Origin of the sequence: Litoreibacter meonggei, from assembly GCF_003663885.1 — a bacterium.
In the GTDB taxonomy this organism is placed as follows: Bacteria; Pseudomonadota; Alphaproteobacteria; order Rhodobacterales; family Rhodobacteraceae; genus Litoreibacter; species Litoreibacter meonggei.
Genome location: NZ_RCCE01000003.1, coordinates 549,498 through 561,544 on the forward strand (window position 1 = coordinate 549,498; position 12,047 = coordinate 561,544).

Below are 12,047 nucleotides of genomic sequence, written 5' to 3' on the forward strand. Positions count from 1 at the left end.
ACTAGGAAAGGATCACATAATGCGCACCAGAGCCGCAGTCGCCGTTCAAGCCGGAAAACCGCTGGAAGTCATGGACGTAAATCTAGATGGCCCTCGCGACGGCGAAGTGCTGGTCGAGATGAAGGCCACTGGCATTTGCCATACGGATGAATTCACCTTGTCCGGCGCTGATCCCGAGGGACTGTTTCCCGCAATCCTTGGCCATGAAGGCGCAGGCGTTGTCGTGGATGTCGGTCCGGGCGTGACGTCGCTGAAAAAGGGTGACCACGTCATCCCGCTTTACACGCCAGAATGTCGTGAGTGCGAGTATTGCCTGAACCCGAAAACCAATCTGTGCCAATCGATCCGATCCACGCAGGGGCAGGGGCTTATGCCTGACGGCACGTCGCGGTTCTCAACTCTCGATGGTGACCCGATCCTGCACTACATGGGATGTTCGACCTTCGCGAACCACTCGGTCATGCCAGAGATTGCGCTGGCTAAGGTGCGAGACGACGCGCCATTTGACAAAATTTGCTACATCGGCTGCGGCGTAACCACCGGCATTGGCGCGGTGATCAATACGGCCAAGGTTGAAATTGGCTCCCGCGCGATCGTTTTCGGTCTTGGTGGCATCGGGCTGAACGTCATCCAAGGCTTACGCCTTGCCGGTGCAGATCAGATCGTAGGCGTGGACCTGAACCCGTCCAAGGTTGAGATGGCGACACGCTTTGGCATGACAGATTTCGTCAACCCCTCCGAGATTGACGGCGATCTGGTAGCCTACCTAGTGGCCCTCACTAAAGGCGGCGCGGATTACACATTCGACGCCACCGGAAATGTTGGCGTAATGCGCACCGCGCTGGAAGCCGCACATAAGGGCTGGGGCGAATCTATCATCATCGGTGTAGCGCCCGCGGGCGCAGAAATTAGCACGCGACCATTCCAACTGGTCACCGGACGCAGCTGGCGCGGTACTGCATTTGGCGGTGCGCGCGGTCGCACCGATGTGCCTAAGATTGTTGACTGGTACATGGATGGAAAGATCGAGATCGATCCGATGATTACCCACACTATGGGCCTTGAAGACATCAACAAAGGTTTCGATTTAATGCACGCGGGCGAGTCGATCCGGTCGGTCGTGGTCTACTAAGAACAGATCACAAAAGACCGCTATCAAGCGCGGGGCGTAAGTTACGCTCCGTAGCGCGCCAAAAACATATCGACAGCGCCACTGATGACCCGATCAACTTGGGCTTCAGTTGGTTTTTCGATGATATTGAAGATCATCTGCACGAAGATTTCCGATTTCATCAGCTCCTGGAACTGCATCGCGGCGAGGCCAATATCGTCGATCTTCAACTCCCCACGTTCGCAGGCATGTTCGAAATACTCGCTTAGACGATCTTCCAGCAGCTTCGGGCCGGATGCGTAAAACTCGCGCCCCAGCTCCGGGAAGCGATCCGACTCGGCCACGCAAATACGGAAAATGCGCTGTGCGAAATTGGACGTCAGAAACTCCATCATCTTGTAAGACATTGCAGTCAGCATTTCGCGCACAGGAACATCGGTTGCATCAACCTGCAAAGCACGGTCTGCTTGCGATGCGCATTCCTGCTTCGCGACTTCGATGAAGAGAATCCGTTTGTCAGGGAAATAGCTATAAAGCGTGGCCTTGGAGACCCCGGCTTCGCGCGCGATCAGGTCGACACTTGCGCCCTCGAAACCCTGAGCCAGAAAAACGTCACGCGCCCCTGCGATCACTTGATCGTATTTGCGGCCGCGTTTGATTTCAGGTGTGTTTCCGTCCAAGTGAGTGTCTCCCGACCCAATGTGTTATTATAGACCATACAGTTTAGTTTGGGCAATGACTGCCAGAAACTTAAGGGCGGGCCACGAGGCCCGCCCAGTTGTACGACATGAGTTAGGGGGGAGCTACTCGTCGCGCGCAAGCTTGCGTTTCACCAGCTCCGATTTGGAGATGGTGCCGCAAGCATCCGGTTGAACCCCAACTTCCCGTTCCAGCAGCGTGCAGCGATCACCAGAGGGTGCCAGCAATTTGGCATTGTTCTGCGAGACAGTCACATCCTGCGAAGGGTAGGTGAGGTTGTGAATATAGCCAAAAGACATTCCTCCGTTAGCCAGCGCAGGGCCAGCAAAAACTATCGAGGCGGCGATCAGGGCGGACTTGAGAGAGTTCATGGTTTTCATCCTTCATAAGTGAACCGTTCAGTTCATATTCGGATAACTAAACCGAGTCGTTCACTTTTTCAAGATGTTTCTGAACCGTTCGGTTTACTTTTTATCGCGGGTTGATCTCTCTTATGAATTGCCTATTTTAGAACCATTCTAATATTGAGGTTCCAATGCTTCCCTCCGTCAGTTTCCGCCGTCGCTTCACCGATCTAAGCGAACAAGAAGTCCTCGCCTTGGCGATTTCGTCAGAGGAAGACGATGCCCGTATCTACCGGGGATATGCCGAACGCCTACGCGAGAGCTTTCCCGCGACTGCGGAAGTGTTCGAAGCTATGGCAGCAGAGGAAGATACACATCGACAGATGCTTATTGATTTGCATAAGAAACGGTTTGGCGACGTCATCCCACTCTTGCGCCGCGAGCATGTTGCAGGTTTCTACGCCCGTTCCCCGATTTGGCTTGTCGAGAATCTCGGCCTCGAGAAAATACGCGAGCAGGCCGGACAGATGGAGCGTGACGCGCAGCGGTTCTATGAACTTGCTGCTAAACGGACCACAGATGCCGACACGCGCAAGTTGCTTGGCGATCTGGCCGCCGCCGAGGCTGGCCACGAACAAAAGGCTTCTGAGCTTACCGCCCGAATAGATGGTGATACGCGTGACTCCGAGGACAAAGAGGCGCATCGCCAGTTTGTGCTGACTTGGGTTCAGCCTGGCTTGGCCGGACTTATGGACGGTTCAGTTTCAACTCTTGCACCGATCTTCGCAGCCGCTTTCGCCACCGGCAACACGTGGGACACCTTCCTTGTGGGACTTGCGGCGTCAGTCGGTGCAGGTATCTCGATGGGCTTCACCGAAGCGGCGTCCGATGACGGGCAGTTGTCTGGCCGTGGCTCCCCATGGAAGCGCGGCTTTGCGTCGGGTATCATGACCACGCTTGGTGGCTTGGGGCATGCGCTGCCTTATCTCATCACGGATTTCTGGACCGCGACCACCATTGCGATCATCGTCGTGTTTATCGAGCTTTGGGCCATAGCGTGGATTCAGAATCGCTTCATGGAGACCCCGTTTTTCAGAGCCGCATTGCAGGTGGTACTTGGCGGCGCGCTTGTCCTTGCCGCGGGTGTATTAATCGGCAGCGGCTAATCCACTGTTGCAGCCCCCGAGACCGTGGTATCGGGGGAAGCGATGCTGGAGATATTTCTGAAAACACTGCCCTTTTTCGCCATCATAGGCGTGGGCTACTGGGCTGGTCGGGTGAAATTTTTCACGCCCGAGGCCACGGGCTATCTGACAAAATTCGTCTTCTATTTCGCATTGTCGGCCATGCTGTTCCGCTTTTCTGCCAATCTCTCCATAGCCGAGATTCTGGATTGGACGTATATCGTCGCCTATTTCTGGGCAACGGCCCTTGTCTACTTGCTTGTCACCGCTGTCGCATTGCTACGCTGGCGGTCGGTTGAAGAAGCGGCGATTGAAGCCCAGTGCGGGGTCATTGGCAATGTAGGTTTCCTTGGCGTGCCGATGCTCGTGTTGCTTATGGGCGAGGACGCCATTGGGCCAGTCATGTTAATTTTGGCGGTGGACCTAATCTTCTTCGGTAGCCTCGTGGTGATCCTGATTACCGGGTCACGCGACGGTCGCATGTCGCTTGGAATTTTGAAAACTGTAGGTACGGGCCTGATTAAAAATCCAATGATCGTCTCTATCGTTTTGGGTTTCGCATGGTCGGCCTCCGCGATGCCCATCCCCGTTCCCTTCAACGAGTTCCTCTCCATCCTTGGTGGTGCGGCCACACCCGGCGCATTGTTTGCAATCGGTGCCTCGCTCGCGACCAAATCAGCGGAACGTATGGAGGTGGCAACTTGGCTGTCCTTCTCAAAACTGGTGCTTCATCCAGCGGCTGTAGCGGTATCCGCGCTTTGGCTGTTTTCGGTGGACCCCTATTCCGCCTCGGTCATGATTGCCGCCGCCGCCTTGCCAGTTGCGGGCAATGTTTACATGATCGCGCAGCATTATGGGGTTGCCCCGACGCGGGTATCGGCCAGTATTCTTATATCAACTGCCGTCAGCATCCTGACCGTTTCGCTGGTGATCGGCTGGGTCACTTAAAGGAGACCACATGGAAATCATTTCTGAGAACGCGTGTTTTGGCGGGGTCCAAGGCGTCTACTCTCACCGCTCCGACAGCTGCGATTGTGACATGACGTTCGGACTGTTTCTTCCTGCCGAAGCGAAAGACGGGCCCGTTCCCGTCCTATGGTACCTATCGGGCCTGACCTGCACGCACGAAAACGCCATGGTAAAAGCTGCCGCGCAAGGGTGGGCAGCAGAGCAAGGAATCGCACTGATATTCCCGGATACCTCCCCGCGCGGTGACGGCGTTGCAAATGACGACGCATATGATTTGGGCCAAGGTGCTGGCTTCTACGTGAACGCCTCCGAAAATCCGTGGGCTCCCCACTTTCAAATGTATGACTATGTTACCAAGGACCTGACTGAGCTGGTCTTCTCCAAGTTCCCTCTGGATGCGTCACGTCAGGCAATCACCGGCCATTCAATGGGCGGCCATGGCGCGCTAACAATTGCAATGAAGGAGGTTGGTCGGTTTGCCAGCGTCTCTGCGTTCTCGCCTATCTGCAACCCAACCGATTCCGATTGGGGCAAAAAGCAGTTTACGGCCTATTTAGGCTCTGATGAGGCGAAATGGGTGGATCACGATGCCAGTCTGTTAATGGCCGATCGCGGCTTTGACGGTCCCGTTCTTATCGACACAGGAACCAAGGACCAATTCCTTGACCTGTTAAGACCCGAAACTCTGGCGCAAGCTGCCGCTGCCAAGCGTCAAGAAATCACGTTTCGGATGCAGCCGGGCTATGACCATTCTTACTTCTTCGTTTCCACCTTCATGGAAGATCACATCACCTTCCACGCAGAGGCCCTTTACGCATGATCAAGGCAGTTATTTTCGACATCGGCAACGTGCTGATCGAGTGGCAACCGGAGCGCTATTACGACAGCGCCATCGGGGAAGAGCGTCGCAAGGCGATGTTTGCCGAGGTGGACTTGCACGGCATGAACGACAAGGTCGATTTGGGCGGTCCCTTCAAAGAGACGATCTACGACGCCGCTGAAGCGTACCCAAAATGGCGGGAAGAAATCCGGATGTGGCATGACCACTGGATTGAAATGGCGTCGCCCACGATTGACCACTCGGTCAAGCTGCTTCGTGCGTTACGCAGCAAAGGCGTCCCGGTTTTTGCGCTTAGCAACTTTGGCATTGGCAGCTTTGACTACGCTGAAACGATCTACAACTATCTCGGTGAGTTTGATCGGCGCTACATCTCCGGCCACATGCAGGTGATCAAGCCCGACCCCAAGATTTATCAAATGTTGGAAGACGATTGCGGCCACGCACCCCAAACGCTCCTGTTTGCGGATGATCGCGCGGACAATATCGACATGGCACGATCCCGTGGGTGGAACGCGCATTTGTTTGAAAATCCGCAAGGCTGGGCAGATTGTCTGGTCTCACATGAACTACTTACCGCCGAGGAGGCCGCCGCTTGAGTATCACGATCATCGGTTATGAAGACGGCGAAGCCGCATTGACGTGGAGTGGCCTAACAGATGCGCTCGCCAAAGGGCATGCCCTTCCCAAGGCCGAGATCAGCGATACGTTTCTTTACCGCGATCCTGATACGCTATTGTCCCGCTCTGCTTGGATCGACGGTCTGGGCGTCGCGGTCAAATCCGCGACCATCTTTCCCGGCAACAAAGCCAAGGGACAGCCCGCAGTGAACGGGTCTGTTTCAATGTTCTCGGATGAAAATGGAGAGTTGGAGGCACTGGTGGACTTCCACCTGGTTACCAAGTGGAAGACAGCGGGCGATAGCCTTTATGCGGCCAAACTGCTTGCTAATCCGAACCCAGAGACAATTCTAATTGTCGGAACAGGCACCGTTGCGGGCAACATGATCGACGCGTATCGCAGTGCATTTCCAGATGCTCGATATATCGTTTGGGGCAGGAATAGAGACTATTCTGCGGAATTTGCGAAAGCTCATGGCGCTACCTCTGTTACGGATTTGGCAGACGGCATTCAGCAGGCTCAAATCATCTGCACCGCCACGATGGCAACCGATCCAGTCCTCAAGGGTGAATGGTTACAACCCGGCCAACATCTGGACCTGATCGGGGCTTATCGTCCTGATATGCGGGAAGTCGATGACGAGGCATTGCAGCGAGCGCGAATATTCGTTGATAGCTTTGAAACCACTCTGGATCACATCGGAGAATTGAAAATCCCACTCGCCAGCGGGGCAATTAGCCGTGGTGACATTCTGGGTGATTTTTACGACCCATCTGTCTTCAAGCGGGCACCAGACGACATTACCATATGCAAAAATGGTGGTGGCGCACATCTAGATTTGATGACCTGCCGCTACATTATAGATCAGTGGAAACCGAAATGATCACCAAGCAGCAGATCGCCAACTTTCAGCGCGACGGCGCGGTCGTTGTGCGTGGCGTATTCAAGGAATGGGTCGACACCATGGCTGAAGGGATTGAGCGCAATATGCGTGAGCCCGGCCAATACGCGTCCGAGAATGCCGTTTCAAAGGGGCGTTTCTTCGACGACTACTGCAATTGGCAACGCATCCCCGAATTCGAACGCGTGATCCGCGACAGCCCCGCCGCCGAGCTTGCTGCCAAAGCCATGGTGTCTAACACTGCGCAGATCTTTCATGACCATGTATTGGTTAAAGAACCCAGCACGCCAAAGCCCACACCGTGGCATCAGGATTCTCCCTACTACTTCGTCGAAGGATCACAAACAGTCAGCCTGTGGATTCCCCTTGATCCGGTCCGAGAGGCCAGCCTTCGCTTCATCGCGGGTTCACACAAATGGGACCGTATGGTCAGGCCAGTGTCTTGGGCTGACAACAGCGATTTCTACGCCTCCGATGACAAATGGATCGACGTACCAAGCCCCAGTGACGACGACGTTCTGGAATGGCCTATGGAACCGGGGGATGCGGTATTGTTTGACTATCGCACCGCCCACGGCGCACGCGGAAATGAGACCAGCAGCCGAAGACGTGCACTCTCGTTGCGGTTTGTCGGGGATGACGCGCGGTATGTCGACCGGCCGGGCCGCACGTCTCCGCCCTTTCCGGGTCACGGGATGAAAGCTGGTGACAAGTTGCGCGAGGATTGGTTTCCCGTGGTTTACACAGGCTGAGCCGACCACGGTTTTTCCCGCACGGGTAAATGTACGATTGCGCTGAACGCACCTACACCTACGCCGATCCACCAAACCAACGTATAGTCACCTGTGAGGTCATAGAGCTTGCCACCGAGCCAGACGCCCAAAAAAGACCCTAACTGGTGGGAAAAGAAGACAATTCCATAAAGCGTGCCCATGTAGCGTAGCCCGAAGATATGCGCCACAAGACCGGAGGTAAGCGGTACCGTCGCGAGCCACAGGCTCCCCATTGCAAGGCTGAAGATGATCACCGTTGTTGGCGTCATGGGGGTCAGGATAAACCACGCGGCGACGACCGTTCGCCCTGCGTAGATGCCCGCGAGCAGGTATTTCTTGGAGTGCCGCTTTCCCAGATACCCTGCAAGGATCGTTCCTCCGATATTGGACAGTCCAATCAGCGCAATGGACAGGGCGCCCAATGCCGATGTGGTAGTGATCCCCATACCCGCCAACAAGCCGCCGCCTGAAATTGGGCCGCATACCTCTGTGATGAACGCCGGAAAGTGCGCGGTGATAAATCCCAACTGATAGCCGCAGGAGAAGAATCCCAGAAAGATCATCGTATAGGATGGATCCCTAAAGGCGCGCTTGAGGACAGTCCCTAAACTGTCTTCAAGTTCCGACCGTGTCGCCATGGGTGCGCGCATAAGCGGAAGCGCGAAAAGCGACAGAAGCATGACTGCGGCGAAGATCACGAAGACCGTTTGCCAAGGGAAGTAGCCCAACAAGAGTTCCGCTGCGGGCGCTCCGAACACCTGACCGGCAGAGCCCGCAGCGGTTGCAATGCCCAGAGCCATCGACCGGTTCTCGTCCGACGTGGCGCGACCAACCATAGCAAGGATCACCCCAAAGCCCGTGCCGGCGATTCCGAAACCTACGAGTATCTCGTAGAACTGGTGCTCGCCCGGCGTGATTGCGAATGAGGACAAAACAAGCCCTGCCGCATAGAACAAAGCACCCAGAATAATCGCTTTCCGGTCCCCCATCTTTTCGGCAATCGCGCCGAAAATGGGCTGACCGATGCCCCAGGCCAAATTCTGGATGGCGATGGCAAGACTGAAATCCGCGCGCGGCCAGCCAAACTCCTCAGCGATAGGAATCTGGAACACTCCAAAGCTCGCGCGGATCGAGAACCCGAGCATCATTATGATGCAACCGACAATGAGAACCGGAGTGAAAAGAGGGGTACGCGTTTGTTCCATCGCGAGACCGTCGGTGAATTTCAGGTTTGCGTCAATTCACGAATATTGCGACACGAGGTAAGCAATATTGATGAGACGCGCCACATGCTTTTGACAGACAGTTACAACGCCAAGGTCCAAGCGGGGGAAATAAACCCCGATCCCGCGCAGATGGAGGCACTGCCGTTTTTTGATGTCGTGGCCGAAGAGATGGCAAATTCAACCGGCAAAAAGAAGCTGTTCGGCCTGTTCGGCACCGACGATGTACCCGTGAAGGGCCTGTATCTGTGGGGCGGGGTCGGACGTGGAAAGTCCATGCTGATGGACCTGTTTTTTGAGACCGTGCCAGAGCCGCGCAAGCGCCGCGTACACTTTCATGCCTTCATGCAAGAGGTGCACAGTGCGATGCACGAAGCGCGGAAAACCGGTGTGGACGACGCGATCAAACCGGTTGCCGATGACATTGCCCAAGATGTGCGCCTTCTGTGCTTTGACGAAATGCAGATCAGCGACATCACCGATGCGATGATTGTCGGGCGGCTGTTCGAAAACCTCTTTGCCAGTGGTGTCGTGATCGTAACGACGTCGAACAGGGTGCCAGATAATCTGTATAAGAACGGATTAAACCGCAATCTTTTTGTCCCGTTCATCGACCTTCTAAAGAGCCGAATGACAGTACATGAACTGGCATCCGAGACCGATTATCGTCAGGATCGACTGGAAGGCGAGCAGGTGTATTTCTCACCTGCGAACGCAGAGGCAAAGGCGAAGATCTCCGATATTTGGCAAAGCCTTACGGGTGGCGCAGCCGAGCCTTTGGTCCTTCGTGTCAAAGGGCGCGATGTGACACTCCCGGCATTTCGAAACGGAATTGCGCGAGCAAGCTTCTTTGATCTCTGCGGCCAGCCCTTGGGCGCGGCAGACTACCTTGCCGTGGCCGAAAACGTGCGTGTTTTGGTGCTAGAAAACATTCCCTGCCTATCGCGTGACAACTTCAATGAAGCAAAACGCTTCGTGACCTTGATCGACGCCTTGTACGAAGGCAAGGTTCGTCTGATTTGCTCAGCAGCTGCGCAGCCGGAACGGCTGTATCTTGAGGGCGAAGGTGTGTTTGAATTCGAACGCACTGCGTCGCGGCTGCGTGAAATGCAGGCTGCGGAATGGAGCGCTGAATAGCGCTCTACTTAGCCGTTTTCACGCAAAACACCACCAGCAAGGTAGAGCGAGCCGCAAATCAGAATGCGGGCGTTTGGGTCGATTGCAGATATTTTCTTGATCGCAGCCAAGACCGTTTCAGACTCCTGCGCTTGCAAGCCCGCCTCTCGCGCGGCAGCAGCAGTTTGCTCTGCTGACAAAGTCGCCTGCTCCCCCGGAATTGGAACAGCATGGAGGGTTTGGGCAACCTCGACGAGCGGCCTCATATAGCCAACAACGTCTTTGGTATTAAGCATTCCACACACCAGATGGGTCGGCTTCGGCGGCAAGGTTTTCAATAGTGCAGACAGCGCCTCCCCTGCTGCGGGGTTGTGACCGCCATCGAGCCAGAGTTCCGCGGCACCTGCGGCATCTACCAAGGGGCCGGACTTCAAGCGCTGCATACGGGCGGGCCAAACCGCTCGAACCATCGCAGCCTCGCAAGCGGTCTCATCAAAGCCAAGGTGCCGGAGAGCAGCAAGTGCCGCGCCTGCGTTCTGGATCTGGTGCGCACCCAATAGGGCGGGCAATGGCAGATCCATCAGGCCGCGTTCATCTTGAAAAATCAGTCGACCGCGTTCTTCCCAAACATGCCAGTGCTGTCCATACGCCAGAAGGGGCGCACCAAGTTTGGCGGCTTGCGCTTCGATCACTGCCATCGCTTCGTCAGGCTGAGGTCCGACAACGCAAGGCACACCGCGCTTGATGATACCGGCCTTCTCGAAGGCGATCTTGGCAAGAGTGTTGCCCAGATAACTCTCGTGATCGATGGAGATCGGCGTGATCACTGAAACCTCTGGCTTAGCGATCACGTTGGTGGCGTCTAAGCGGCCGCCCAAACCCACCTCCAAAAGCGTAAAATCGGCTCTAACACGGCTGAAAGCGAGCAATGCTGCAACCGTCGTGATCTCGAAATAGGTGATCGATTCCGGCCCATTGGACGTGTAGCACTCATCGAGAACTTCGCTTAGATACTCTTCGGAAATCAACTCCCCAGCAAGGCGGATACGCTCGTGAAACCGTGCCAGATGTGGCGAGGTGTACGCGTGAACTGACCTTCCCGCGCCCTCCAGTCCAGCGCGGATCATCGCCTGCGTAGAGCCTTTGCCGTTGGTCCCCGCGATATGAATAACCGGGGGTAATTTCGTCTCGGGGTGGCCCAGCGTTTCGAGCAAACGCCAGACGCGGTCCAATGTCAGATCAATGATCTTCGGGTGAAGCGCCATCATCCGGTCGAGGATGGCGTCGCTGGTTTGAGTCACTCGGCGGGTTCCGCTGGCTTCGGATCTTGTTCAGGCTCCGGCGCTGGTAGATCCCCTTTGATCGCAGGGGGCTGACCTGTCAGCATACGAATGATCGTTACCAACTCATCTTTCATGTCCTTGCGGTGGGTAACGCGATCAAGCATGCCGTGGTCGAGCAGATATTCCGCTCGCTGGAAGCCCTCGGGCAGCTTCTCACGGATCGTTTGTTCAATCACACGCGCGCCTGCGAACCCAATCAGCGCATTCGGTTCTGCAATTTGCACGTCGCCCAGCATGGCGTAGGACGCCGTCACGCCGCCTGTTGTTGGATGGGTCAGGACAACGATGTAAGGCAGGCCTGCCTCTTTAAGCATTTCAACGGCAATCGTCGTACGCGGCATTTGCATCAGGCCCAAGATGCCTTCTTGCATCCGCGCGCCGCCGGCGGCGGAGAACAGCACCAAAGGGCGACCCATTTCGATCGCGCGTTCGGCGGCGGCGATAATCGCGTTGCCGACATACATGCTCATAGAGCCGCCCATAAAGCTGAAGTCCTGTGCAGCGGCCACGATAGGCGTGCGAAGGATTTCACCCTCGACGACCAGCATCGCTTCCTTTTCACCGGTCTTCTTGATCGCAGCCTTCATGCGGTCGGGGTATTTCTTTTGATCTTTGAAGTGCAACGGGTCTGCCACCGGTGCCGGAACAGCGACTTCGGTGAATATGCCGCCGTCAAACAGCCCCGTGAACCGTTCGCGTGCTGTGATCGGCATATGGTGATCGCAATTACTGCAGACGTTCTGGTTGTCCGACAGCTCGCGGTGGAACAGCATGGTGCCGCATTCGTCGCATTTCGTCCAAAGGTTCTCGGGCACCTCGCGGCGCGAGAATAGCGAGTTGATGGTCGGCCGGACGTAGTTTGAAATCCAGTTCATGAGGCTCTGCTCCCGTTGCTCACAATCAGATAATCCCGAGGCTTGGAAAT

Annotated in this window: 13 protein-coding genes; 8 read left to right on the top strand and 5 right to left on the bottom strand. The window is 55.7% G+C overall.

Features of this window, described 5'->3' with window-relative positions; all coding sequences use genetic code 11:
• The first annotated feature begins 19 nt into the window (after positions 1–19).
• Positions 20–1,132: an S-(hydroxymethyl)glutathione dehydrogenase/class III alcohol dehydrogenase gene (locus BCF46_RS11140; RefSeq protein ID WP_121024547.1), complete on the top strand. Its 1,113-nt coding sequence runs from the start codon at positions 20–22 to the stop codon at positions 1,130–1,132.
• A 41-nt stretch (positions 1,133–1,173) separates the two neighbouring features.
• On the opposite strand, the gene BCF46_RS11145 is transcribed toward BCF46_RS11140, so the two are convergent.
• Positions 1,174–1,791 carry a TetR/AcrR family transcriptional regulator gene (locus BCF46_RS11145; protein WP_121024178.1) on the bottom strand — a complete coding sequence of 206 codons (618 nt, stop codon included), beginning with the start codon at positions 1,789–1,791 and terminating at the stop codon, positions 1,174–1,176.
• Positions 1,792–1,914: 123 nt separating this feature from the next.
• On the bottom strand, positions 1,915–2,181 hold the full coding sequence (locus BCF46_RS11150; protein ID WP_147435990.1) for a hypothetical protein: 267 nt from the start codon (positions 2,179–2,181) through the stop codon (positions 1,915–1,917).
• 164 nt (positions 2,182–2,345) lie between these two features.
• Here BCF46_RS11150 and mbfA point away from each other — a divergent pair, with 164 nt between their 5' ends.
• The 6 genes from mbfA to BCF46_RS11180 are packed head-to-tail and all read left to right on the top strand — an operon-like array spanning position 2,346 to position 7,419.
• Entirely contained in the window at positions 2,346–3,320 is a 975-nt protein-coding gene (gene mbfA / locus BCF46_RS11155) for an iron exporter MbfA (RefSeq protein WP_121024182.1), read from the top strand.
• 42 nt (positions 3,321–3,362) lie between these two features.
• Positions 3,363–4,286, top strand: coding sequence for an AEC family transporter (locus BCF46_RS11160; RefSeq protein ID WP_121024184.1), 924 nt, complete (start codon positions 3,363–3,365; stop codon positions 4,284–4,286).
• Between the two features lie 10 nt (positions 4,287–4,296).
• Complete coding sequence (gene fghA, locus BCF46_RS11165; RefSeq protein WP_121024186.1) at positions 4,297–5,127, top strand: S-formylglutathione hydrolase; 831 nt, start codon at positions 4,297–4,299, stop codon at positions 5,125–5,127.
• Entirely contained in the window at positions 5,124–5,744 is a 621-nt protein-coding gene (locus tag BCF46_RS11170) for an HAD family hydrolase (protein ID WP_121024188.1), read from the top strand. Before fghA ends, BCF46_RS11170 begins: the two co-directional genes overlap by 4 nt.
• Positions 5,741–6,649 (top strand): ornithine cyclodeaminase family protein, encoded by a 909-nt coding sequence (locus BCF46_RS11175; RefSeq protein ID WP_121024190.1) that lies wholly within the window; start codon positions 5,741–5,743, stop codon positions 6,647–6,649. The genes BCF46_RS11170 and BCF46_RS11175 overlap by 4 nt, the downstream gene beginning before the upstream one ends.
• The gene (locus BCF46_RS11180; RefSeq protein WP_121024192.1) at positions 6,646–7,419 is read left to right on the top strand and encodes a phytanoyl-CoA dioxygenase family protein; all 774 of its coding nucleotides are present in this window, start codon (positions 6,646–6,648) and stop codon (positions 7,417–7,419) included. Before BCF46_RS11175 ends, BCF46_RS11180 begins: the two co-directional genes overlap by 4 nt.
• On the opposite strand, the gene BCF46_RS11185 is transcribed toward BCF46_RS11180, so the two are convergent.
• A complete protein-coding gene (locus BCF46_RS11185) occupies positions 7,407–8,645 on the bottom strand; it encodes an MFS transporter (protein ID WP_121024194.1) in 1,239 nt (412 codons plus the stop codon). The genes BCF46_RS11180 and BCF46_RS11185 overlap by 13 nt on opposite strands.
• A gap of 84 nt (positions 8,646–8,729) precedes the next feature.
• Between BCF46_RS11185 and zapE the strand changes: the two genes are divergently transcribed.
• Complete coding sequence (gene zapE / locus BCF46_RS11190) at positions 8,730–9,800, top strand: cell division protein ZapE (RefSeq protein ID WP_121024196.1); 1,071 nt, start codon at positions 8,730–8,732, stop codon at positions 9,798–9,800.
• Positions 9,801–9,808: 8 nt separating this feature from the next.
• Here the strand turns inward: zapE and BCF46_RS11195 are convergent, their stop codons facing one another.
• Both BCF46_RS11195 and accD read right to left on the bottom strand, forming a co-directional pair.
• On the bottom strand, positions 9,809–11,080 hold the full coding sequence (locus tag BCF46_RS11195; protein WP_121024198.1) for a bifunctional folylpolyglutamate synthase/dihydrofolate synthase: 1,272 nt from the start codon (positions 11,078–11,080) through the stop codon (positions 9,809–9,811).
• Complete coding sequence (gene accD / locus BCF46_RS11200; protein WP_121024199.1) at positions 11,077–11,997, bottom strand: acetyl-CoA carboxylase, carboxyltransferase subunit beta; 921 nt, start codon at positions 11,995–11,997, stop codon at positions 11,077–11,079. The genes BCF46_RS11195 and accD overlap by 4 nt, the downstream gene beginning before the upstream one ends.
• Between the last annotated feature and the right edge of the window lie 50 nt (positions 11,998–12,047).

Excerpts from the sequence above, each read along its gene's own strand:
- BCF46_RS11180 (WP_121024192.1), top strand. The coding sequence starts at position 6,646 with ATGATCACCAAGCAGCAGATCGCCAACTTTCAGCGCGACGGCGCGGTC.
- BCF46_RS11185 (WP_121024194.1), bottom strand. The coding sequence starts at position 8,645 with ATGGAACAAACGCGTACCCCTCTTTTCACTCCGGTTCTCATTGTCGGT.
- BCF46_RS11170 (WP_121024188.1), top strand. The coding sequence starts at position 5,124 with ATGATCAAGGCAGTTATTTTCGACATCGGCAACGTGCTGATCGAGTGG.
- BCF46_RS11140 (WP_121024547.1), top strand. The coding sequence starts at position 20 with ATGCGCACCAGAGCCGCAGTCGCCGTTCAAGCCGGAAAACCGCTGGAA.
- zapE (WP_121024196.1), top strand. The coding sequence starts at position 8,730 with ATGCTTTTGACAGACAGTTACAACGCCAAGGTCCAAGCGGGGGAAATA.
- mbfA (WP_121024182.1), top strand. The coding sequence starts at position 2,346 with ATGCTTCCCTCCGTCAGTTTCCGCCGTCGCTTCACCGATCTAAGCGAA.
- BCF46_RS11150 (WP_147435990.1), bottom strand. The coding sequence starts at position 2,181 with ATGAACTCTCTCAAGTCCGCCCTGATCGCCGCCTCGATAGTTTTTGCT.
- accD (WP_121024199.1), bottom strand. The coding sequence starts at position 11,997 with ATGAACTGGATTTCAAACTACGTCCGGCCGACCATCAACTCGCTATTC.
- fghA (WP_121024186.1), top strand. The coding sequence starts at position 4,297 with ATGGAAATCATTTCTGAGAACGCGTGTTTTGGCGGGGTCCAAGGCGTC.
- BCF46_RS11160 (WP_121024184.1), top strand. The coding sequence starts at position 3,363 with ATGCTGGAGATATTTCTGAAAACACTGCCCTTTTTCGCCATCATAGGC.